15 protein-coding genes are annotated in these 23,437 nt (G+C 71.5%); 3 read left to right on the top strand and 12 right to left on the bottom strand.

The window, feature by feature from the left end:
• Positions 1-119: 119 nt before the first annotated feature.
• Complete coding sequence (locus tag ACSMXR_RS28530) at positions 120-3,017, bottom strand: vitamin B12-dependent ribonucleotide reductase (RefSeq protein ID WP_137230121.1); 2,898 nt, start codon at positions 3,015-3,017, stop codon at positions 120-122.
• 174 nt (positions 3,018-3,191) lie between these two features.
• Positions 3,192-3,704, bottom strand: a complete 513-nt coding sequence (gene nrdR / locus ACSMXR_RS28525) for a transcriptional regulator NrdR (RefSeq protein WP_473170192.1) — start codon at positions 3,702-3,704, stop codon at positions 3,192-3,194.
• Between the two features lie 488 nt (positions 3,705-4,192).
• Between nrdR and lexA the strand changes: the two genes are divergently transcribed.
• Positions 4,193-4,990, top strand: a complete 798-nt coding sequence (lexA, locus tag ACSMXR_RS28520) for a transcriptional repressor LexA (protein WP_010072358.1) — start codon at positions 4,193-4,195, stop codon at positions 4,988-4,990.
• Positions 4,991-5,097: 107 nt separating this feature from the next.
• Here lexA and ACSMXR_RS28515 read toward each other — a convergent pair whose 3' ends face one another.
• The 5 genes from ACSMXR_RS28515 to ACSMXR_RS28495 form a co-directional block, all read right to left on the bottom strand.
• Entirely contained in the window at positions 5,098-7,068 is a 1,971-nt protein-coding gene (locus tag ACSMXR_RS28515; protein ID WP_473170191.1) for an ATP-dependent DNA helicase, read from the bottom strand.
• Positions 7,069-7,106: 38 nt separating this feature from the next.
• Complete coding sequence (locus tag ACSMXR_RS28510) at positions 7,107-9,062, bottom strand: IucA/IucC family protein (RefSeq protein WP_473170190.1); 1,956 nt, start codon at positions 9,060-9,062, stop codon at positions 7,107-7,109.
• 60 nt (positions 9,063-9,122) lie between these two features.
• Positions 9,123-9,920 carry a GNAT family N-acetyltransferase gene (locus ACSMXR_RS28505; RefSeq protein WP_473170189.1) on the bottom strand — a complete coding sequence of 266 codons (798 nt, stop codon included), beginning with the start codon at positions 9,918-9,920 and terminating at the stop codon, positions 9,123-9,125.
• Between the two features lie 83 nt (positions 9,921-10,003).
• The gene (locus ACSMXR_RS28500; protein WP_364890994.1) at positions 10,004-11,920 is read right to left on the bottom strand and encodes an IucA/IucC family protein; all 1,917 of its coding nucleotides are present in this window, start codon (positions 11,918-11,920) and stop codon (positions 10,004-10,006) included.
• 28 nt (positions 11,921-11,948) lie between these two features.
• A complete protein-coding gene (locus ACSMXR_RS28495; RefSeq protein ID WP_137230112.1) occupies positions 11,949-13,343 on the bottom strand; it encodes a diaminobutyrate--2-oxoglutarate transaminase family protein in 1,395 nt (464 codons plus the stop codon).
• Between the two features lie 355 nt (positions 13,344-13,698).
• On the opposite strand from ACSMXR_RS28495, the gene ACSMXR_RS28490 reads away from it, so the two are divergent.
• The gene (locus ACSMXR_RS28490; protein WP_218524511.1) at positions 13,699-14,868 is read left to right on the top strand and encodes a trypsin-like serine peptidase; all 1,170 of its coding nucleotides are present in this window, start codon (positions 13,699-13,701) and stop codon (positions 14,866-14,868) included.
• Between the two features lie 242 nt (positions 14,869-15,110).
• Positions 15,111-16,286 carry a trypsin-like serine peptidase gene (locus ACSMXR_RS28485; protein ID WP_473170188.1) on the top strand — a complete coding sequence of 392 codons (1,176 nt, stop codon included), beginning with the start codon at positions 15,111-15,113 and terminating at the stop codon, positions 16,284-16,286.
• Between the two features lie 90 nt (positions 16,287-16,376).
• On the opposite strand, the gene hflX is transcribed toward ACSMXR_RS28485, so the two are convergent.
• From hflX to ACSMXR_RS28460, 5 genes are all read right to left on the bottom strand, one after another.
• Complete coding sequence (gene hflX, locus ACSMXR_RS28480; RefSeq protein ID WP_103512823.1) at positions 16,377-17,897, bottom strand: GTPase HflX; 1,521 nt, start codon at positions 17,895-17,897, stop codon at positions 16,377-16,379.
• A 131-nt stretch (positions 17,898-18,028) separates the two neighbouring features.
• A complete protein-coding gene (locus ACSMXR_RS28475; RefSeq protein WP_473170187.1) occupies positions 18,029-19,474 on the bottom strand; it encodes a M1 family metallopeptidase in 1,446 nt (481 codons plus the stop codon).
• Positions 19,475-19,648: 174 nt separating this feature from the next.
• The gene (locus tag ACSMXR_RS28470) at positions 19,649-21,814 is read right to left on the bottom strand and encodes a RelA/SpoT family protein (RefSeq protein ID WP_473170186.1); all 2,166 of its coding nucleotides are present in this window, start codon (positions 21,812-21,814) and stop codon (positions 19,649-19,651) included.
• Between the two features lie 209 nt (positions 21,815-22,023).
• Positions 22,024-22,896, bottom strand: a complete 873-nt coding sequence (gene dapF, locus ACSMXR_RS28465; protein ID WP_473170185.1) for a diaminopimelate epimerase — start codon at positions 22,894-22,896, stop codon at positions 22,024-22,026.
• Positions 22,897-22,968: 72 nt separating this feature from the next.
• Positions 22,969-23,421, bottom strand: coding sequence for a hypothetical protein (locus ACSMXR_RS28460; RefSeq protein ID WP_030080151.1), 453 nt, complete (start codon positions 23,419-23,421; stop codon positions 22,969-22,971).
• Positions 23,422-23,437: the final 16 nt, after the last annotated feature.

Below are 23,437 nucleotides of genomic sequence, written 5' to 3'. Positions count from 1 at the left end.
GTCAGTTCCGGACAACCCGGGGCGGCATGCCGAAGGGGGACCGGCCAGTGGCCGGTCCCCCTTCGTGAGCCGCGGGTCAGCTGAGCCCTACGCGGTTCCGCAGACGCTCACGCGTCCGGTCAGCTGCAGCCGCTCGTCGAGCCGCAGCCCTCGCAGATGTAGCAGGAGCCGGCGCGCTGCATCTTCGTACCGCAGGAGAAGCAGAGCGGGGCGTCGGCGCTGATGCCGAGCTGCATCTCGACCAGTTCGGCCGAGGTGTGCGCCGTCTTCGGCGCGGGCTTCGCGGCGGACTCCTGGGGAGCCGCCACCACCTTCAGCGGCTCGGCGTGGACCGGGGCCGACTGGGCCAGGCTGTCCGCGTCCAGACCGTCCGCCTCGAACGACGGCTCGTAGCTGCCGGTGTCCAGGTGGCGCTGACGCTCCTCGGCGGAGTGGATGCCGAGGGCCGAGCGGGTCTCGAAGGGCAGGAAGTCGAGCGCCAGGCGACGGAAGATGTAGTCGACGATCGACTGCGCCATCCGCACGTCCGGGTCGTCCGTCATGCCGGCCGGCTCGAAGCGCATGTTGGTGAACTTCGAGACGTACGTCTCCAGCGGGACGCCGTACTGCAGACCGACCGAGACGGCGATGGAGAAGGCGTCCATCATGCCCGCCAGGGTCGAACCCTGCTTGGACATCTTCAGGAAGACCTCGCCGAGACCGTCGTCCGGGTAGGAGTTGGCGGTCATGTAACCCTCGGCGCCGCCCACCGTGAAGGAGGTGGTGATGCCGGGACGGCCCTTGGGGAGGCGCTTGCGGACCGGGCGGTACTCGACGACCTTCTCGACCGCCTCGCGGATGGTCTCCTCGGCCTTCGCGGTGACCTCTTCCTTCTCCTTGTCCTTGGTCTTGGCGGAGAGGGGCTGGCCGACCTTGCAGTTGTCGCGGTAGATCGCGAGCGCCTTGACGCCCATCTTCCACGCCTCGAAGTAGACCTCTTCGACGTCCTCGACGGTGGCCGTCTCGGGGAGGTTCACCGTCTTGGAGAGCGCGCCGGAGATCCACGGCTGGATGGCCGCCATCATCCGGACGTGGCCCATCGCGGAGATGGAGCGCTCGCCCATCGCACAGTCGAAGACCTCGTAGTGCTCGGTCTTCAGGCCGGGGGCGTCGACCACGTTGCCGTTCTCGGCAATGTGGGCGACGATCGCCTCGATCTGCTCCGGCTGGTAGCCGAGACGGCGCAGCGCCTGCGGCACCGTGCCGTTGACGATCTGCATCGAGCCGCCGCCGACCAGCTTCTTGAACTTGACCAGGGCGAGGTCGGGCTCCAGACCGGTGGTGTCGCAGGACATCGCGAGACCGATGGTGCCGGTGGGCGCGATGACCGAGGCCTGCGCGTTACGGAAACCGTTCTTCGCGCCGAGCCGGATCACGTCCTGCCAGGCCTCCGTCGCGGCGGCCCAGACCGGCGAGTCGAGGTCGTCGACGTGGACGGCCTTGGCGTTGGCGTCGGAGTGCTGCTTCATGACGCGCTGGTGCGGCTCGGCGTTGCGGGCGTAGCCGTCGTACGGGCCGACGACCGCGGCCAGTTCGGCGGAGCGGCGGTAGGAGGTACCGGTCATCAGCGAGGTGATGGCGCCGGCGAGCGCGCGGCCGCCGTCGCTGTCGTACGCGTGACCGGTCGCCATCAGCAGGGCGCCGAGGTTGGCGTAGCCGATGCCGAGCTGGCGGAAGGCGCGGGTGTTCTCGCCGATCTTCTGCGTGGGGAAGTCCGCGAAGCAGATCGAGATGTCCATCGCGGTGATGACCAGCTCGACGACCTTGGCGAAGCGCTCGGACTCGAAGGACTGGTGGCCCAGGCCGTCGTCCTTGAGGAACTTCATCAGGTTCAGCGAGGCGAGGTTGCACGAGGTGTTGTCCAGGTGCATGTACTCGCTGCACGGGTTCGAGCCGTTGATCCGGCCGGACTCCGGGCAGGTGTGCCAGGCGTTGATGGTGTCGTCGTACTGGATGCCCGGGTCGGCGCACGCCCAGGCGGCCTCGGCCATCTTGCGGAAGAGGGACTTGGCCTCGACCTCTTCGATGACGTCGCCGGTCATCCGGGCGCGCAGCCCGAACTTGCCACCGGACTCGACGGCCTTCATGAACTCGTCGTTCACGCGGACCGAGTTGTTGGCGTTCTGGTACTGGACGGACGTGATGTCGTCGCCGCCCAGGTCCATGTCGAAGCCCGCGTCGCGCAGGGCGCGGATCTTCTCCTCCTCCTTGACCTTGGTCTCGATGAAGTTCTCGATGTCGGGGTGGTCGACGTCGAGAATGACCATCTTGGCCGCGCGGCGGGTGGCGCCGCCCGACTTGATCGTTCCGGCGGACGCGTCGGCGCCGCGCATGAACGAGACCGGTCCCGAGGCGTTGCCGCCGGAGGAGAGGAGCTCCTTGGAGGAGCGGATACGGGAGAGGTTCAGGCCGGCGCCGGAGCCGCCCTTGAAGATCATGCCCTCTTCCTTGTACCAGTCGAGGATCGACTCCATGGAGTCGTCGACGGCCAGGATGAAGCAGGCGGAGACCTGCTGCGGCTGGGGCGTGCCGACGTTGAACCAGACCGGGGAGTTGAAGCTGAAGACCTGGTGCAGGAGGGCGTAGGCCAGCTCGTGCTCGAAGATCTCGGCGTCCGCGGGAGAGGCGAAGTAGCTGTTCTCCTCACCGGCCTTGCGGTACGTCTTCACGATCCGGTCGATCAGCTGCTTGAGACCGGTCTCGCGCTGCGGCGTGCCGACAGCTCCGCGGAAGTACTTGCTGGTGACGATGTTGACCGCGTTCACCGACCAGAAGTCGGGGAACTCGACGCCACGCTGCTCGAAGTTGATCGAGCCGTCGCGCCAGTTGGTCATGACGACGTCACGGCGCTCCCACGCCACCTCGTCGTACGGATGCACGCCGGGGTTGGTGTGGATGCGCTCGATACGCAGACCCTTGCTCGCCTTGGCGCCCTTGGTGCGGGAACCTCGTGCCGGGCCGCTCGCCGTCTCTGTCATGCCGCCTCCCATATGTGGGCGAAAACGCCCTGAAGTGCCCAGATCTTCCCAGGCACAATGTGTGTCCGTTGCCCCGGAAGCCGCGCTCGGCAGCCGGAAGCACTCTCATGTCGCCCTGCCGCCGGTCCACAGAGATACGTCTGCGGGCACGGGCGTCCCGGGCGGGTACCGCTCTCAGTCGGCGGAAATGGCGGGCGCGGGGACCTCAAGGGTCTCGCCGCTCCCGCAGTCCTCGGTGGAGGGCCGCTGCTCACGCAGTTCCACGATGGCGGCCTCGAAGTCTTCCAGGGAATCGAACGCCCGGTACACGGACGCGAAGCGCAGGTACGCGACGAGGTCGAGTTCCTGCAGGGGGCCGAGGATGGCCAGGCCCACGTCGTGGGTGGTCAGCTCGGCGCTGCCGGTGGCGCGCACCGCCTCCTCGACCCGCTGGCCGAGCTTGGCGAGGGCGTCCTCCGTGACGGGTCGTCCCTGGCAGGCCTTGCGGACGCCGGAGATGACCTTGGTGCGGCTGAAGGGTTCGGTCACGCCGCTGCGCTTGACCACCATCAGCGAGCAGGTCTCCACCGTGGTGAAACGGCGGGAACAGTCGGGGCACTGCCGACGGCGACGGATCGACGTCCCGTCATCGGTGGTGCGACTGTCGACGACCCTGCTGTCGGGGTGCCTGCAGAAGGGGCAGTGCATGGCTCCCAACCCTCCTTCACGCGCACGACTGAATAGCCTCTTCAGGGCCGTGTCCGGGCCCCTGGAAGCAGTCCCCAGCATAGGCGATGACCACGGCGCGGTTGAACCGAGACCACAACTTCTGGGTGACTGGAGCAATCCAACCACTAGATCTAGGGTTGAGTCGCGTTTTCGGCCCTATCGCGTGTCGCGCGCCGGACCTCGCTCGGAGGCCGCTCGGGGGGAGCGTGGGCCAGAGAAGAGGGTACGGGAAACGCGGGGCCGCCGAGCCGCCGGGGCTCCGGCGCACAGGTCCGGATGAAAGACTCGGGGCGGGAGCGCGAGCGCCTTCACGGAAGCCGTGCGCGACCCCCGAACTGCCGCTCATACACCTGTCGGTAGCAGCGCGGCACCCCTTTATTCGTTTTTCACTCGAACGTGTGTTTGGCGCAACCTTTCGAAAGCTACTACCGTTGTCCAGCTAGGGAGAACATTCGAGAGGGGCCGACGTGACCACCACCGCAGACAGTGCCACCATCACCGCCCGGGACCATCGCTCCCAGAGCCGACTTGAGCCGGTGCATGCCATGAATGACTCAGTCACGAACACGGACGGGCCCGAGCCCGCACGCCCGGGACGATCCATGCCCGGCAGGCCTCCCGGCATCCGGGCGGACAGCTCGGGACTCACCGACCGGCAGCGGCGGGTCATCGAGGTCATCCGCGACTCCGTGCAGCGGCGAGGGTACCCGCCCTCCATGCGGGAGATCGGTCAGGCGGTGGGCCTGTCCAGCACCTCGTCCGTCGCCCATCAGCTGATGGCGCTGGAGCGCAAGGGCTTCCTGCGCCGGGACCCGCACCGGCCCCGCGCCTACGAGGTGCGCGGCTCCGACCAGCCCAGCACCCAGCCGACCGACACCACGGGCAAGCCCGCCGCGTCCTATGTGCCGCTGGTGGGCCGGATCGCCGCCGGTGGCCCGATCCTCGCGGAGGAGTCCGTCGAGGACGTCTTCCCGCTCCCCCGCCAGCTCGTCGGCGACGGTGAGCTGTTCGTCCTGAAGGTCGTCGGCGACTCGATGATCGAGGCCGCGATCTGTGACGGCGACTGGGTCACCGTCCGCCGCCAGCCCGTCGCGGAGAACGGTGACATCGTCGCCGCCATGCTCGACGGCGAGGCGACGGTCAAGCGCTTCCGCCGGGAGGACGGTCACGTATGGCTGCTCCCTCACAACGCCGCGTACCAGCCGATCCCCGGCGACGAGGCGACCATCCTGGGCAAGGTGGTGGCGGTGCTGCGCCGCGTCTGAGGAGACGGAAGCGTCGGTCACGGCTCGTCCGCCCCGGGATCTCTGCCTAGGACGTCGATCATGACGTCGGTCCCGGGGCTTTGCCTTGCCCCGGGACCCCCTGCCGTCTACGCCCCGTCCGCCTTGGCCTTGGCGTCGATGGCGGCCAGTGAGCGGCGCGCCTGGTTCCGGTCCGTGGTGTACCAGAAGTCCGGCAGCGAGGCGCGCAGATAGCTTCCGTACCGCGCGTTGGCCAGCCTCGGGTCCAGCACGGCGACGACGCCCTTGTCGCCTGTGGCCCGGACCAGCCGGCCCGCGCCCTGGGCCATCAGCAGAGCGGCATGCGTCGCCGCCACCGCCATGAAGCCGTTGCCGCCGGCCTCCTCGACCGCCTTCTGCCGGGCGCTCATCAGCGGATCGTCGGGCCGGGGGAACGGGATCCGGTCCATCACCACCAGCTGACAGCTCGGCCCCGGGACGTCGACGCCCTGCCAGAGCGACAGGGTGCCGAAGAGGCAGGTCTCCGGGTCGGCCGCGAAGTTCTTGATCAGCTCGCCGAGCGTCTCCTCGCCCTGGAGCAGGATCGGCCGGTCCATGCGTCCCCGCAGCTCCTCGGCGGCCGCCTTGGCCCCCCGCATCGAGGAGAACAGCCCGAGCGTGCGGCCGCCTGCCGCCTCCACCAGCTCGGCGAGCTCGTCCAGCATGTCCGTACGCGATCCCTCGCGCCCCGGGGTGTTGAGGTGCCGGGCGACATAGAGGATGCCCTGCTTCGGATAGTCGAACGGGGAGCCGACGTCCAGCCCCTTCCACTGCGGGACGTCCTCGCCCGCCGTGCCCTCGGGGGCCAGCCCGAGGGACGCGCCCACGCCGTTGAAGTCCCCGCCGAGCTTGAGGGTGGCCGAGGTCAGCACCACGGACCGCTCGGCGAAGAGCTTCTCGCGCAGCAGCCCGGAGACGGAGAGCGGGGCGACCCGGACGGAGGCTCCGAACCGGTCGTGCTGCTCGTACCAGACGACGTCGTACTCGGAGCCCTGGGTGATGCGCTCGGCAACGCCGTGGATCGTCTCGACCGAGGCCAGGGCCTGCTTGCGTACGGCGTTCTCGTCCTCGACCGACTTGTCCCGGGTGGCGCCGATCGCGGAGATCACCGTGCGTGCCGCGTCGCGCAGCGCCATCAGCGCGTATCCGAGGTCCTCGGGCACCTCTTCGAGCCGTCCGGGCAGCGCCAGCTCCATGACCCGCTCGAAGCCCTCCGCCGCGGTCTGGAGGGCGTCGGCGGCCTTCTCGTTGACCAGCTTCGCCGCCCGCCGGACCGCGCGGTTGACCTGGGCCGGGGTGAGCTCGCCGGTGGCGACGCCGGTGACCCGGGAGACCAGCTCATGGGCCTCGTCGACGATCAGCACCTCGTGCGAGGGCAGCACCGGCGCGCCCTCGATGGCGTCGATCGCGAGCAGCGCGTGGTTGGTGACGACCACGTCCGCGAGCTTCGCGCGCTCGCGGGCCGCCTCGGCGAAGCACTCCGCGCCGTACGCGCACTTCATCGCGCCCAGGCACTCGCGCGAGGAGACCGAGATCTGCGCCCAGGCCCGGTCCGAGACGCCGGGGGTCAGATCGTCCCGGTCGCCGGTCTCCGTCTCGTCCGACCAGTCCCGCAGCCGCAGCAGGTCCTGCCCCAGCTTGCTGGACGGGGCCGCCGCCTCGAACTGGTCGAAGAGCCCCTCCTCCTCGTCCTGCGGAACCCCTTCGTGGAGCCGGTGCAGACAGAGGTAGTTCGACCGGCCCTTGAGCATGGCGAACTGCGGGCGCCGGCGCAGCAGCGGATGCAGCGAGTCGACCGTACGCGGAAGATCGCGCTCCACGAGCTGGCGCTGGAGGGCGAGGGTGGCCGTGGCCACGACGACCCGCTCCCCGTGCGCCAGGGCCGGCACCAGATAGCCGAGCGACTTGCCCGTACCGGTGCCGGCCTGGACGAGCAGGTGGGATTGGTCGTCGACGGCCTCGGCGACGGCTTCGGCCATGGTGACCTGGCCGGGCCGTTCCGTACCGCCGACGGCGGTGACGGCGGCGTGCAGGAGCTCGGGGAGGGATGGCTTCGTCATAGCCCGACCACCCTACGGCGCACCACTGACAACGGCGGTCACTCCCGGACCCGGGCGGAGGGGTGCAACGGGTTGGGGACCGTGCCGTGGATCGCCGCGTGCGGGCGGCTGGCCCGGTCCCGGTAGCCGTCGACATGCAGGCGGTTGCGGTTCAGACAGAGCCGTTCGATCTCCGGAGTGAGCATGTCGAACAGCTCGAACCGCTCCTTCAGCTCCGGGAAGCGCGCGTGGTGGCGCACGATCTCCGCCCGGACGAGTGACCAGAAGGTGTCCTCGGGGACGCCGAGCTGCTCCTCGCACAGCGGGGACAGATAGCGGAAGACGCCCACGAAGAGTCCGGAGTGGATGAACTGGGTGAGGAAGGACGGCTCCTCGGTGAGGAGGACGGCGCGCACCTCCTCGGGCATGGCGTCGTGCTCCGGCAGCGAACGGGCACTGATGTTGACGTCGTCGACGAAGTCCTTGATCGCGAGCCGTACGGGCACGTCGTTCTCGTCGAACACGACGATGGCGTTCTCGCCGTGCGGGGAGAAGACGGTGCCGTAGCGGTAGAGGAAGTGCAGCAGGGGCGGCAGGAGCGCGGCGAAGAGCCGCTTCAGCCAGGTCTCCGGGGAGAGGCCGGAGCGTTCGACCAGCTCGGCGGTGAACGCGCGGCCCGCCGGGTCCGTATGAAGGAGGGAGGCGAGCGTGCGGGCGCGTTCGCCCGGGGCGAGGCGGGGCGGCAGGGGCTCCCGCCAGATCGCGCCGAGGAGTTCCTTGTACTGGTAGGGCGCTTCGGGGAGGTGGTCGTACAGCGGATGTTCCACGGCGACGGAGGCGACCTCGCCGAGGAGGACGACCCGGCAGGTGTCACGCAGGAACGGGTCGTCCTCGCACAGCCCCTGGACCCAGGCGGTGACGGCGGGCGCGGCGAGGGTCCGCTCGGTCGGCAGGCCGCGCCAGACCAGGGTGTTGAGGATGGAGAGCGGGAGCTTGACGGTGTGCCGCTCGGGCCGTTCCACGTTGGCGAAGGTGCGGATGGACTGCTGCGGGAGGCGGGCGTCGCCGTCGGTGTGCAGGGCCACGATGTCGCCGTCGGCGATGGCCGGGGCGAAGAGCGGCACGATCCACTCGTCCCACTGCCACGGGTGCACGGGGAGGTAGAGGTAGTCCCGCGGGTCGTGTCCCCGGCTCCGCAGCTCTTCGGCGAAGGCGTCCTGGACGTCCCCGTCGAGCTCACCGGCGTACAGCTGGTCGGGGGTGGTGAGGCGGCCGACGCCCCGGTACTGCGCGATGCGGGTGCTGACCGCGATCCACGGCAGCCGGAGCGGGCTGCGGGTCTCGGGGGTGAAGCGGGCGGCGTCGGCGGCGGAGAAGCCGAGCCGGCCCTTGCTCGCCACCAGCCAGGGGTGGCCGGTCTGGTGGCCCTCCAGCTCCGCGTAGTCCAGGGCGGCGAGCCGGTCCGCGGTGAGCGCGGTGTGGTCGAGCCGGGCGTCGGCGGACAGGGTCCGGGTCAGCTCGCGGATGAGGTGGCCGAGCGTCGTGCCGTCGAGTCCGAGGAGCTCGCGGGCCCGGGCGAGGAACGTCAGCGGGTCGCGGAACGGCCGGGGTCCGGCGGCGGAGGCGGAACCGTTGGACGGTGCGTCGACGGATCCGGCGGTGGCCGGTGAGCCGTTGGGCCGCGCGTCGGTGGGCGAGGCGGCCGGTGTGCCGTCGGTGCGGGCGGCCGGGGGCCGCGCGGTGATCTCGATCGAGTCGGGGTCGACGCGCCAGCTGCCGTAGACGCCGCGCCGGGCGGTGAAGGCGAGCACGCCCCCGTCGTCGAGGGTCAGCCGGTGGAGCCCGTCGGTCCCGGGCCCCGGGACCGGCTCGATGATCTTCTCGTAGGCGAACTCGCCGAGCATCTTGGCGAGGAGCCGTGCTGCGGCCCGGTCCCAGATCTGCCGGTCCAGCTCCGGAGGGCTGAACAGCTGCGGGGACTCGGCTGAATCACGGCTCGCGGGATATGTCGGCACGGGGACTCCTCCGGATGGAACCTATGAGGTTCGAGCGGTGTGGAAAGTGCGGCGAGTAAGTCACAGCTGGTCTCGGTACGTTCGGTCGCGGATCATCAGCGCGGCGCGTTTGTCGGGGAGATCCACTTCGGCGGAGAAGCGGAAACCGGCGCTGAGGAACGCGGATACGGACGGGGTGTTGCGCAGGTCGGGCTCGGCGACGACCCGCCCGCACCGCGGAAGGTTGTCCAGGACGAGGTCGGCGACGGCGCGGATCAGGGTGGTGCCCACGCCCCGGCCACGGTTGTTCACGCCCCCGATGAGGAGGTGGATGCCGGTGTCGTGCGGGCGGGCCGGGTAGTGGCGGGCCAGCGGGTCGAGGTCGGCGCGGTAGATCTCCCAGTAGCTCATGGGCGTGCCGTCGAGCACGCCGAGGCAGGGGATGCTGCGTCCGTCCCCTTCGAGCTGGGGCCCGATGTGGTCGGCGGTGACGGACTCCGGTCCGGCGAGCTCCCAGAAGGCCGCCACGGCGGGGTCGTTCATCCAGCGGCTGAGGACGGGAAGATCGCGCTCCGGCCGGACGGGCAGCAGCGCGAACTCCCCCGCCGCCGTGGCCGCGGGCGGCCAGGCCCCCGGGTCGCCCAGCAGCTCCTGGGGAACCCGGGCCCGGTCCGCCCCGGTGGTCCGCTCCTCGGCGATCAGCGCGAGGAGCTCCTCGGTGAGCTTCAGGTCGAGGGTGTCCTCGACGGCGTCACGCTCACCCGCGCCGCCGCCGGACCGTTCGGCGGAGCCGGGGTCGGCCGGGGCGGCGTCGGGTTCCGCTGAGGCATCGGGTTCCGCTGAGGCATCGGGTTCCGCTGAGGCGTCGGCGGGAGGCACGGTGGCGCTCTCCTCTCTGGACCGGGTGCGGTCGGTGGGCTGCTCCGGAACGGGTGCGCTCGGAGTCTGCCTGGTGCGGGTGCTCAGCTGTGCAGCGGGTTGGCGATGGTGACGTAGACGGACTGGGTGTCGACCGGTCCGACCAGCTCGTCGAGGCCGTGCAGCCGGGTCAGCAGGTTGGCCTTGCAGCGCAGTTGGCGGTTCTGAAGGAGATACGCGGGCAGGGGCGAGCCCAGTTCCGCGGTCTCGGTGAGGAAGTGGCGCAGAACGGTGAGGAGTTCCTGTTCGTCGGCCAGGCGCTGGGCCCCGAACGCCCCGATCAGGCCGAGGACGTTGTTGATGCCGAGGTAGTAGGCGAACCGCTCGTCGGTGACGGGGTCGGAGACGAAGGTGTCGCTGACGGTGCCGATGCCGGGAAGCCGCTGTTCCAGCTCGGCGCGGCGGGAGTCGCGGAAGTAGTAGCCCTGATTGTCGCGGTAGCGGCCGCCGACGGGCCAGCCGTCCGGGTCGAGCAGCACGAGGGTGTTCTGCTGGTGGGCTTCGAGCGCGACGCCGCCGTGGGCGTCGAGCCAGAGCACGGGGCGCACGACGTGGTGCAGATAGCGCCGGAACCATTCGGCGGAGACGGCGGTGGTGGAGCGGCCGGTGCGGGCGGCCAGCCGGGAGACGGCCTCGGCGAGCCGGGAGCGCAGGCCGGGACTGCCGGGCCGGGGGCGCTCGGCGGTGAGTCCCGCGATGCAGGCGGCGTCGTCGGCCGGGCCGAAGGGGTTGTGGCGGAGCACCACGTCGAGCCCGGTGACCGGTGCGCCCTCCGGGTCGTCGACGGCGAGCCAGGCGGGGTCGCGGACGATGTCGAAGCCGGGGTGCTCCCGCTGCCACTGCTCGGCGAGTCCGGTCGACAGGAGGCGGTGGACCTCGACGCCCCGGTGCAGCTCCTTGCGGAGGTTCTCGCGGCGGGAGTTGGTGATGCGCACGCCGAGGGAGAGCTTGAGCATCACCCGCGCGCCGGGCCGGTGGACGGTGCGGATGGAGGAGGTGGGGTGCCAGTGCTCGCCGTGCGGGCCGAGGTCGTGGAGCAGGCCGGTGGCGGCGAGGGCCTGGACCCCGGGGCGGTGGAGCAGATCGGCGGCCTGCCAGGGGTGTACGGGGACGGCGACGGTGCCCGGCGGCAGGGTCAGCCCTTCGGCGTACGGGGCGAGCAGCTCCTCGGCGGTGGCCGGAGCGCCCTCAGTCCAGGCGGAGTCGGTGGCGGTCAGCGACCGGTCGACGGCGAACCAGTGGAGCGGGAAGGAGCCGTGGAGTTCGGGCGAATAGCGGCGGGCCTCCGATTCGGAGAGGCCTTCGCGGCTCTTGGGCGTGGGGTGGAGCGGGTGGCCGAGCAGCAGTGCCTGTTCGGCGGTGAGGAAGAGGTCGGCCCCGGCGGGGTCCGCGGGGCTGCGCCGGCGCTGCTCGATGAAGACGGCGGTGTGGCGTACGGAGTCGGCGACCCGGCCGACCAGATCGCCCGCGCCGCTCTCGCCGCCCTCGCGGCCGATGAGGACGGCGACGGTGGCGGCGTCGGCGGGCGGGGCGTCGGCGGGGGCGTTCTCCAGGACGGGCGCGCCGAAGCGGTGAGCTCCGGTGGCGGACCAGTAGCGCACGGGGACGAGGAGGGCGGTGCCGCTGGCGGGGAAGGCGATGCGCAGGGTGTCGCCTTCGGGGCGGGGCAGGTCGGTCTCCCGGGTCCAGCAGCGCAGCAGGCTCTCCGTGCCCGCCGCGTCGGCGGCGCGCACCGGGTCCGGGTCGTCGAGCGCGTCGGGCTCCCGGTCCCGGTCCTGGCCGTCTCGCGGTTCGGGGCCCGAACCCGGCCCGTACGAGGGGAGGTTCGGGTCGCCGTGGTGGGAGGTTTTCTGGCGGGGCACCGTCGTCGCCTCGACCGTGCCGGGGGCGGCCGGTCCGTCCTGCCCTCGGAGCTGGGGGGTACCGGGGCCGTCGGCCTCGGACGCGGGGGTGGGGTTCACGGCGTTCTTCCTTGTGGGGATTCCGGGTTCAGGTGGTCGGCCCGGCGGTGGTCCGACGGTGCGGGGAGCGTGTCGCGGCTGCCAGCGCGTCGGCGAGACGGTCGACGACGGCACTCGCCTGCTCGTCGGTGAGGGTGAGGGGCGGCAGGAGGCGGACCACGGCGTCGTGCCGGCCGCCCAGTTCGACGATGAGGCCGCGCCGCAGGCATTCCTGCTGGACGGCGAGGGCGAGGGCCGGGTCGGGCGGCGGGGCCGGGGCGGGGTCGCCGGCTTCGGCGGGCAGGGGCGCGCGCTCGGGATCCACCAGCTCCAGGCCGATCATCAGTCCCCGCCCCCGTACGTCACCGATGCCCGGGTGATGCGCCCTCAGTTCCCTGAGTCGGGCGAGCATCCGGGCCCCCAGGACCGCCGCGCGGTCCGCCAGTTGATTCTCCCTGACGTACGCGAGCGTGGCCGCGCCCGCCGCCATGGCGAGCTGGTTGCCACGAAACGTACCCGCGTGCGCGCCCGGCTGCCAAAGATCCAGCTCAGCGCGGTAGACGATCACCGCGAGGGGCAGGGAGCCGCCGATCGCCTTGGAGAGGACCATGACGTCGGGCACGATCCCGCTGTGCTCGACGGCCCAGAACGCGCCGGTCCTGCCGACCCCGGTCTGCACCTCGTCGGCGATGAGCGGGATGGAGCGGTCCGCGGTGATCCGGCGCATGCGGCGCAGCCAGGCGTCCGGGGCGGGGTTGACGCCGCCCTCGCCCTGGACCGGCTCCACGATCATCCCGGCCGGGGTCGGCACTCCGCCCTTGTGGTCGTCCAGGAGGTGTTCGGTCCAGCGGGCGGCGAGCGCCGCGCCCTGCTCGCCGCCGGTCCCGAACGGGCAGCGGTAGTCCTGCGGGAAGGGCAGCCGGGTGACCCGTACGTCGGTGGCCCCGCCGGAGGCCTCCAGGGCGCCGGCGGTCATGCCGTGGTAGGCGCCGGTGAAGGTGAGCAGGCCGGTGCGGCCGGTGGCGGCGCGGACCAGTTTGAACGCGGCCTCGACGGCGTCCGTGCCGGCGGGGCCGCAGAACTGGATGCGGGCGTTGTCGGCGAACTGCCGCGGCAGGGTGGCGAACAGCTCGGTGGTGAAGGCGTCCTTGACCGGGGTGGCGAGGTCCAGCACGTGCAGCGGGGCGCCGGAGTCGATGACCTTCCGGATGGCTTCGAGCACGACGGGGTGGTTGTGCCCGAGCGCCAGGGTGCCCGCTCCCGACAGACAGTCCAGATAGCGCCGTCCGTCCGCGCCCTCGATGGTGAGCCCGCGGGCGCGCACCGGGACGATCGGCAGGGACCGTGCGTAGGTGCGGGCCGCCGATTCGCGCAGGGACTGTCGGCGGAGGATCCCCTCGTGCGCGGAGGGCGGTGCCACCGGTGCGGGTTCGGTCACGGACACGGCTCTTGATCCTCCTGCGGTAACAGTTGCGTTGCACGTCGGTACGTTTTCGCGCGGACGCACCAAGGGCGTGAACGCTGTCCTGGTGTCCCCCGTACGTACCAACGACGCCGTCCGCGATGGATCACGGGTAAATCGGAACATCCTCGCGGCGACGGAACCGCGGACCTGCCGCGTACCGTCACCATCGGCACCGGCATAGTGGGGGCCGCACAGCGGCGCGGAAGCACCCGCTCCGGCGCCCGAAGTGTCCGCAATGCAGCACGAGTACCGAGTGACGAAGTCCCAGGGGGATCACGAGATGCGACCCATTCGCCCGACCGATACCGCACGGCGCGGGAGGCGCGCACGGCGCATGCCCTCCTCCGCGCTCGCCGCGACCGCCGTCGCCGCCGTGCTGGCGCTCACCGCCACCGCGTGCGGCCCGGAGGAGGACAACGCGGGCTCCACGCCCAGCGCCTCCGCCGAACAGTCCTCCGACGGCAAGGTCACGATTCCGGACGACCTCAAGAACCGTCTCAAGGAACACGGCATCGACCCCGACAAGTGGCGGGACGGTGAGTGGAAGAACTGGGACAAGGACAAGTGGCTGCGTGAGGCCAAGGACTTCGTCAACCCGATCATCGACGGTCTGTGGGACCCGGACCGGATGCGGGAGGCCGACAAGCCCCCGGAGAACCCGGTCGACAACGACATCTCGGGCGACGACGGTGTGACGGACCCGACGCCGGCCCCGGTCCAGGCCGCCGGTGTCGCGACGCCGTACCACGACAACGCCCCGGAGTCCGGGAAGCTGCTCTTCGACGGCCCGCAGGGCTCGATGGTCTGTTCCGCGACCGTGGTGAAGGACCCGGCGAATCCCGGCAAGTCCAACATGGTGTGGACCGCCGGGCACTGTGTGCACGCGGGCAAGAAGGGCGGCTGGTACCGCAACATCGCCTTCGTCCCGGCGTACAACAACGACGGCCTGTCGCTGGACCAGCTGGAGACCGCGCCCAAGGAGAAGATCGCTCCGTACGGCGTGTGGTGGGGCCAGTGGGCCCAGACCTCCGAGCAGTGGATCGAGCAGGGCGCCGCGGTCGGCGGCCAGGGCGCGCCGTACGACTTCGCGGTGCTGCACGTGACGCCGGAGAAGGGTGCGGGCGGCAAGTCGCTGGAGGAGACGGTCGGTTCGGCGCTGCCGGTGGAGTTCAACGCTCCGGCCGTGCCGCAGATCACCGACATGACGGCCACCGGCTACCCGGCCGCGCCGCCGTACGACGGCCAGAAGCTGCTCCAGTGCAAGGACAAGCCGGGCCGGCTCTCCGTCTTCCAGGACCAGCCCACGATGTACCGCATCGGCTGCACGATGACCGGTGGCTCCTCCGGCGGCGGCTGGGTGGCGGCGGGGCAGGACGGCAAGCCCGCCCTGGTCTCGAACACCTCGATCGGCCCGGTCACGGCGGGCTGGCTGGCCGGTCCGCGGCTCGGCAAGGAGGCCGAGGGCGTCTACCGCGCGGTGAGTGAGAAGTACGCGGGTCAGTAGGACCCGCCCGTCCGGGCCTGTGTACGTCCGTGGCCCCCGGCAGTCGTCTGCCGGGGGCCACGGCCCGGCCGGGCCCGGCTCCGGCGTCCGAGCCCGGCATCCCAGCCCCGGCGTTCGACCTCGACCTTCGGCATGACAAGCACATGACAGAATGCTCGACCGCGCCCGCGCACCACCGCGCTTCCGCGCATCGTGCGCCCGCGCGCCACCGTACGACTCAGTTGTTCAGGGGGATCTCTTCCATGCGATCGATACGTCCGCTGCTGGCCGCCACCGGCCTCGTCGCGGCGCTCACACTGACGGCCACGGCCTGCGGCCCGGACGAGGACGCCGCCTCCGCCGCGAAGCCGTCCGCCTCCGACGGGGCGGCCGGCAAGGGCCCCACCGGCGGTCTGCCCGGTGATCTGGGCGAGGCCCTGGAGAAGCACGGCGTGGACCCGGAGAAGTGGAAGGACGGGGGGTGGAAGAACTGGGACAAGGACGGCTGGCTCCGCAAGGCCGAGGACTTCGTCAACCCGGTCATCGAGGGCCTGTGGGAGCCGGACCGGATGGCCTCGGCCGACGAGCCCGCCAAGACGATGGCGGCCGGTGACCTCTCCGCGGGCCAGGACGTCAGCGACCCGGAGCCCGCACCGGTGCGGGCCAAGCCGGAGAAGACCCCGTACCACCGGCACGCCGCCCCGGTCGGCAAGGTCTTCTTCGACTCCCCCAAGGGCTCCATGGTGTGCTCGGGCACGGTCGTGAAGGACCCGAAGAACCCGGGCCGGTCCAACCTCGTGTGGACCGCCGGACACTGTGTGCACGCGGGCGCGGGCGGCGGCTGGTACCGCAACATCGTCTTCGTGCCCTCGTACAACGACCAGGGCAAGAACGCGGCGCAGCTGCGGACCGCGCAGCCGCAGGAGATCGCCCCCTACGGCACCTACTGGGCGGACTGGGCCGCGTCCTCCGGCGAGTGGATCTCCGGCGGCGGTCCGACGGGCGGTGCGGGCGCGCCGTACGACTACGCGATCCTGCACGTGAAGCCCGAGAAGGGCACGAAGTCGCTGGAGGAGACGGTGGGCAACGCGCTGCCGGTCTCCTTCGACGCTCCGGAGGTCCAGCAGATCAGCGGCATGGGCGCCTGGGGCTACCCGGCCGGTCCGCCGTACGACGGTCTGCTGATGCACCAGTGCGTCGACCGCCCCGGCCGGCTCTCGATCGCCCCGGGCACCCCGACCATGTACCGGATCGGCTGCACGATGACCGGCGGCTCCTCCGGTGGCGGCTGGTTCGTCGCCGGTCCTGACGGGAAGTCGATGCTGGTGTCCAACACCTCGATCGGCCCGGTCACTTCGGGCTGGCTGGCCGGTCCGCAGCTCGGTGAGGACGCCCGGCGCACCTTCACGATGATGAGCGACAAGTTCGCCGGGCAGTAGTCCCGGACGCCGACCGTACGACGAAGGCCCGGCCCCCTCTCCCGGAAGAGAGGGGGCCGGGCCTTCGGCTGTCGTGCGGGCGGGCCGCCGTCAGTGCGCGACGGGAACGAAGGTCCCGAGCTCGGCGGCCAGCTCCTCATGGACCTGGGCCTTGAGCAGGGTGCCCTCGGCGGTGTGCTCCTCGGAGAGCACCTCGCCCTCGGCGTGCACCCGGGAGACCAGCGCCCCCTGGATGTACGGCACGAGCACCTCGATCTCGACGGAGGGACGGGGCAGCTCGGCGTCGATGAGCGCGAGCAGCTCGTCGATGCCGGCGCCGGTCCTGGCCGAGACCGCGATGGCGTACTTCTCGTTGCGCAGCAGCCGCTGGAGGACCAGGGGGTCCGCCGCGTCCGCCTTGTTGATCACGACGATCTCTCGTACGTTCACCGCGCCGACGTCCCGGATGACCTCGCGCACCGCGGCGAGCTGCTCCTCCGGCACCGGGTGGGAGCCGTCCACCACATGGAGGATGAGATCGGACTCGCCGACCTCCTCCATGGTGGAGCGGAACGCCTCGACGAGGTGGTGCGGCAGATGCCGGACGAACCCGACGGTGTCGGCCAGGGTGTAGATACGGCCGCTCGGCGTCTCGGCCCGGCGGACGGTCGGGTCCAGGGTGGCGAACAGGGCGTTCTCCACCAGGACTCCGGCCCCGGTCAGGCGGTTGAGCAGCGAGGACTTTCCGGCGTTGGTGTATCCGGCGATGGCGACGGAGGGCACCTTGTTGCGCTTGCGCTCCTGCCGCTTGATCTCGCGGCCGGTCTTCATCTCCGCGATCTCCCGGCGCATCTTCGCCATCTTCTCGCGGATCCGTCGCCGGTCCGTCTCGATCTTGGTCTCACCGGGACCACGGGTGGCCATGCCGCCACCGCCGCTGGAACCGCCGCCGCCCATCTGACGGGAGAGCGACTGACCCCAGCCGCGCAGCCTGGGCAGCATGTACTGCATCTGCGCGAGCGAGACCTGCGCCTTGCCCTCTCGGGACTTGGCGTGCTGGGCGAAGATGTCGAGGATCAGGGCGGTCCGGTCGACCACCTTGACCTTGACGACGTCTTCCAGGTGGATCAGCTGGCCGGGGCTCAGCTCACCGTCGCAGACGACGGTGTCGGCACCGGATTCGAGCACGATGTCACGCAGCTCCAGGGCCTTGCCCGAGCCGATGTAGGTGGCCGGGTCGGGCTTGTCGCGCCGCTGGTACACCGCGTCGAGCACCTGGGCGCCCGCCGTCTCGGCGAGTGCGGCGAGCTCCGCGAGGGAGATCTCCGCGTCGTGCACCGTCCCCGAGGTCCAGACGCCCACCAGCACCACGCGCTCCAGGCGCAGCTGGCGGTACTCGACCTCGGTGACGTCCTCGAGCTCCGTGGAGAGACCGGCCACGCGGCGCAGCGCGGCACGCTCGGAGCGGTCCAGCTGTTCGCCGTCCCGTGCTCCGTCGATCTCGTGGCTCCAGGCGACGTCCTCTTCCATCAGGGCGTCGGCCCGGCGGGCCTCGGTGAGGCTCTCGGTGGTGTTCTCCGTGGCGCTCTGCGCGTCCTGCGCGTCCTGGGGAAGGGAAGAAGAGGAGGTCATTGGATCCTTACGTCGATAGAAGTCTTTACGCCAGTCACAACGTGTGATCTTCCCGGATGATTCCCTTCCGGGAACTCCGGTGCGGTCCGCCGCGCCGACGCGTCGATAGTGGCACGGCCCCACCGGGCCCGTCACGCGGGTTTCGCGCTGCTCCAGTCCGGGTGTCCGGGCATCGGCGGGGTCTTCTTCCCGTACAGCCAGCCGTCGAAGAAGGCGGTCAGATCACGGCCCGCGATGCCGGAGGCGAGCCGTGTGAAGTCCGCGGTGGTCGCCGTGGAGTCCCGGTGCACCCGGACCCAGGTGCGCTCCAGCCGGTCGAAGGCGGCCTCGCCGATCTCCTGGCGCAGCGCGTAGAGCACCAGCGCGCTGCCGTCGTACATGACCGGGCGGAACAGGCTGAGCTTCTGCCCCGGGGCCGGGCCGTCCGGGTGCGCCGGAGGGCCGCCGTCCGCGCGCCAGCCGTCGGAGAGCTCGTACGCCTGTCGCATCCGCCGCTCCAGGGTCCCGCCGCCGTTCTCCTCGGCGTACCGGGCCTCGTACCAGCTGGCGTGTCCTTCGTTGAGCCACAGGTCGGACCAGCTCGCGGGCGAGACGCTGTCGCCGAACCACTGGTGGGCCAGCTCGTGGATCATCACCGATTCGACGTACCACTCCGGGTAGCCGGGCTCGGTGAAGAAGGACTTGCCGAACAGGGACAGCGTCTGGGTCTCCAGGGCGAAGCCGATGGGGCTGTCGGCGACGAGCACCCCGTACGTCTCGAAGGGGTAGCGGCCGACCTGCTCCTCCATCCAGGTCAGATGGGCCGGGGTCTTCTTCAGCCAGGGCTCCAGCTTCTTCCGGTCGGCGGCCGGGACGACGTCGCGCACCGGCAGCCCGTGCGGTCCGGAGCGGTGCGCGACGGCGGAGCTGCCGATGGAGACCTGGGCCAGCTCGGTGGCCATGGGGTGCTCGGTGCGGTAGGTCCAGGTGGTCGTGGAGCCGTGCCGGGTCTTCCCCACGGGCAGGCCGCCCGCGACCGCCGTCAGCTTCTCGGGGGCGGTGATCCGGAAGGTGAAGTACGCCTTGTCCGAGGGATGGTCGTTGCTGGGGAAGACGCGGTGGGCGGCGTCGGCCTGGTTGGCCATGGCCAACCCGTCGGCGGTACGGACCCAGCCGCCGTCGTCGCCGGATCCGCTCGGGTCGCTGGTGTGCCGGACGGTGATGTTCAGCGGTACGCCCGCGGGGAGGCGGCGGGGGGCCTGGAGGACGAGGTCCTCGTTCTTGCTGCCGAAGTCGACGCTCTGCCCGTTGACCTCGACGCCCCGGACGGTGCCCCGGGCGAAGTCGAGGTTGATCCGGTCGAGCGGGGCGGTGGTGCGGGCCTTGATCCTGGTGACGGCGTCCAGGGGCTTGGTGTTGCTGCCGTGGTACGTGAGGGCGATGTCGTACGCGAGGACGTCGTAGCCGGGGTTGCCCAGCTCGGGGAAGAGCCGGTCGCCGATGCCCAGGGGCTCGGGTGCGGGCAGGGTGGCGGCGACGAGGGTGGCCGAGGCGGTCGCCAGCAGGGCGGCGCGCAGTCGGCGGGTCAGGAGCGGCATGGACTACCGCTATCAGCGCGGCGCCGCCCGGCCGGGGAGCCGCGCGCCGCACCACCCGAACGAGAACGCCCGGACCGTGACCGCTCGGCCGCCCGTGACCGCTCGGTCGGCCCTGGCCGCTCGGTCGGCCGGGACCGTTCAGCAGCCCCTGACCGTTCAGCCGCCCCTGACCGTTCAGTTGGCCGGGGCCGGGTGCTGGGCGCGGCTGACGTCGTAGACCCCGGCGACCTCGCGCATGGCCCGCATCAGGGCGGGAAGACCCGCCGCGTCGGGGAGCTGGAGGGTGTAGGTGTGGCGGACCCGCTGCTCGCTGGGCGGCTCCACGGTGGCGGAGACGATCGCCGCCTCGGCGGTGGCGATGGCCTCGGTGAGGTCGGCGAGGAGCCGGGGGCGGCCGAAGGACTCGGCGACGAGGGTGACCCGGCACCCCGCTTCGGACTCCCGGCCCTCGGCGTCCGCCCAGCGGGCCCCGACCGGGGCGCGGCCGATCTCCTGCATGGCGGCCACGGCGGGACACTCACGGCGGTGCACGGTGACCGCGCCGCCCCGGACGACGAAGCCGGTCAGCTCGTCGGGGGGCACCGGCGTACAGCAGCCGGCCAGGCGCACCGGACCGCCCGCCCCCTCGACGACGACACCCGTGGCGCGAGGGCCGGAGCGGGTGCGCGCCGGTGCGGTGACCTGGGCGTCGCGCTCCGGGGCGGGGTCGGCGGGGCCGGGTGCGCCCGCGTCCGCGGACGTCATCATCGAGCCGGTGGGCTTCGCCTCGTCGGGGTGGTCGGTGAGCCAGCCGGTGATCGCGATCCGGGCGGCGGGGGTGCGCACATGGTCGAGCCAGTCGGGCGAAGGGCCGGACGCGGTGTCCTGGGCGAGCAGCAGCTGCACGGTGTCGCCGTCGCTGAGGACGGTGCTCAGGGTGGCGAGGCGGCCGTTGACCCGGGCGCCGATGGAGGTGTGGGCCCGGTCGCCGTACTGCGCGTAGGCGGCGTCGACGCAGCTGGCCCCGGCCGGCAGCCCGAGGGTGCCGCCGTCCGTGCGGAACACGGTGATCTCGCGGTCCTGGGCGAGGTCGTCGCGCAGGGTGGTCCAGAAGGTGTCGGGGTCGGTGGCGGACTCCTGCCAGTCCAGCAGCCGGGAGAGCCAGCCGGGCCGGGTCGGGTCGGCACGCTCGTCGGACGGCTCGGCGTGCTGGGCGGCCGCGTGGTCCTGGGCGTACGGGTTGCCCAGCGCGACGACGCCCGCCTCGGCGACCTTGTGCATCCGGTGCGTACGGATGAGGACTTCGGCGACCGCGCCCTCGGGGCCGACGACGGCGGTGTGCAGCGACTGGTACAGGTTGAACTTGGGGGCGGCGATGAAGTCCTTGAACTCGGAGATCACCGGGGTGAAGCAGGTGTGCAGTTCCCCGAGGACGGCGTAGCAGTCGGCGTCCTCCGTTACGAGGACGAGCAGCCGGCCGAAGTCGGTGCCGCGCAGTTCGCCGCGTTTCCGGCGGACCCGGTGCACGGAGACGAAGTGGCGTGGCCTGATGAGGACTTCGGCGCTGATACCGGCGTCGCGCAGGGTGTGCCGTACGTTGTCGGCGATGGTGTCGAGGGGGGCGTCCGGGCCCGCCGCTGCGGCGATCAGGGCGCGGGTGTGCTCGTACTCCTCGGGGTGCAGGATCGCGAAGACCAGGTCCTCCAGCTCGGTCTTGAGCGCCTGCACGCCGAGCCGTTCGGCGAGCGGGATGAGGACGTCGCGGGTGACCTTGGCGATCCTGGCCTGCTTCTCGGGGCGCATCACGCCGAGGGTGCGCATGTTGTGCAGCCGGTCCGCGAGCTTGATCGACATGACGCGGACGTCGTTGCCGGTGGCGACGAGCATCTTGCGGAAGGTCTCCGGTTCGGCGGCGGCGCCGTAGTCGACCTTCTCCAGTTTGGTGACGCCGTCGACGAGGTAGCAGACCTCGTCGCCGAACTGCTCCCGCACCTGATCGAGCGTCACTTCCGTGTCCTCGACGGTGTCGTGGAGGAGGGAGGCGGTGAGGGTGGTGGTCTCGGCGCCGAGCTCGGCGAGGATCAGGGTGACGGCCAGCGGGTGCGTGATGTACGGCTCGCCGCTCTTGCGCATCTGGCCGCGGTGCGAGGACTCCGCGAGGACGTAGGCCCGGTGCAGGATGGTCAGGTCGGCGTCGGGGTGGTGGGCGCGGTGCGCCTCGGCGACATGGCCGATGGCGTCGGGCAGCCGGTCGCGGGAGACCGGGCCGCGCAGTGCCACCCGGCCCAGTCTGCGCAGATCGATTCGGGGGCGGCTCCGCCTGCGAAGGGGAGCGCCCGGATCGGCGGCCTCTGCACTCATGGGCACCTCCGGCGACTCGGCCGGCGGGGCGAGGGCTGGATGCGCCTCGGGGCCGGTGCTTGATGCTATCGAGCCCACCACGTGGCGCAGTCCAGCTCTCGCCCAGCGTGAAACGGATCACCCATTCGAGCGAAGCTCCGGCCGATCACCGTTTCGAGCGAAACCGGCCGGGTGGCTGCTTCGAGCCGGTCGGAAGAGCTGGACAGGCCCTAGCCGGTGACTGTGTCGAGCCAGGCCGCGTCGATGACGCCCTCGGCGACGATCACGGCGGGGCCGGTCATGTCGATCGAGCCGTCGGGGTGCTCGGTGATGACGAGGGTGCCGCCGGGGAGATCCACCCGATACGTCACGGGGAGGCCGGTCCCGGCGGGGTCGGCGCCGTCGCGGCGGGCGGTGGCGACGGCGACCGCGCAGGCGCCGGTGCCGCAGGAGCGGGTCTCGCCGGAGCCCCGCTCGTGGACGCGCATCCCGACGTGGCGCGGGCCCCGGTCGACGACGAATTCGACGTTGACGCCTTCGGGGTAGACGGCCTCGGGGCTGATGGGCGGGGCGGTGAGCAGGTCACCGGCGTGGTCGAGGTCGTCGACGAAGGCGACCGCGTGGGGGTTGCCCATGTTGACGTTGCGGGCGGGCCAGCTGCGGTCGCCGACGGTGACCGTGACGCTCTCGTCGGGCAGCACGGCGCGCCCCATGGAGACGGTGATGTCGCCGTTCTTGGCGAGGTGCACCCGCTTGGGGCCGCCCCGGGTGGCGACGGTGAGGTCGCCCTCCTCGACGAGGCCGGCGCGCTGGAGGTGGTGGGCGAAGACACGCACGCCGTTGCCGCACATCTCGGCGATCGAGCCGTCCGCGTTGCGGTAGTCCATGAACCACTCGGCGGTCTCCGCCATGTCCCGTGCCTCGGGGTGCGCGGCGGACCGCACGACGTGCAGCAGACCGTCGCCGCCGATGCCGGCCCGGCGGTCGCAGAGCCGGGCGACGACGGCGGCGGGCAGCGTGAGGGCGTTGTCCGGGTCCGGGACGATCACGAAGTCGTTCTCGGTGCCGTGACCCTTGAGGAAGGCGATCTGCGAGGTGCTCACAGGCCAACTGTACGAGGCGGCGCCGACAAGCCGCACGAGCGGCCCGGTCGTACGGGCCGCGCCGCGACGCCGTCAGCGCAGCCGGGCCACGCGCCAGACGGCGAGGGCGACCAGGGCGACGCCGGTCGCGGCGTACAGGGCGATCACGCGCCAGTCGGGGCGGTCGCCCGAGCCGCGGGAGGGCAGTCCCGGCCAGGTGTGGCCGACGCGGCGGGCCGCCATCATGCCCCAGCCGGCCGCGCAGCAGCTGATCAGGAGACCCAGCATGGCGACGATCGCGCCGCCGTCACCGAACTCGAAGGCGAGCGGGAAGGCGAACATCAGCGAGCCGACCGCGGCCAGCATGACGATGGGCGCGAGCTGCCAGATCCGCAGCTTGCGGGTGGGCCGCAGCTCGACCTCGACCTCGGGGGTCACGTCCTGCTCGTCGGGCCCGTCCGGGCTCAGCCGTCCCGCGGTCTCCCGCTGTGACGGCACCTCGTGCTCTGTGTCGCGCTGCTCCGTGTCGCGAGGGCCGGCCTCCATCGCCACGCGCCCTCCC

The organism is Streptomyces sp. DSM 106670 (genome assembly GCF_055792845.1).
Note: the sequence above shows the minus strand (reverse complement) of the source record. Positions and strands in the feature narration are given on the sequence as shown.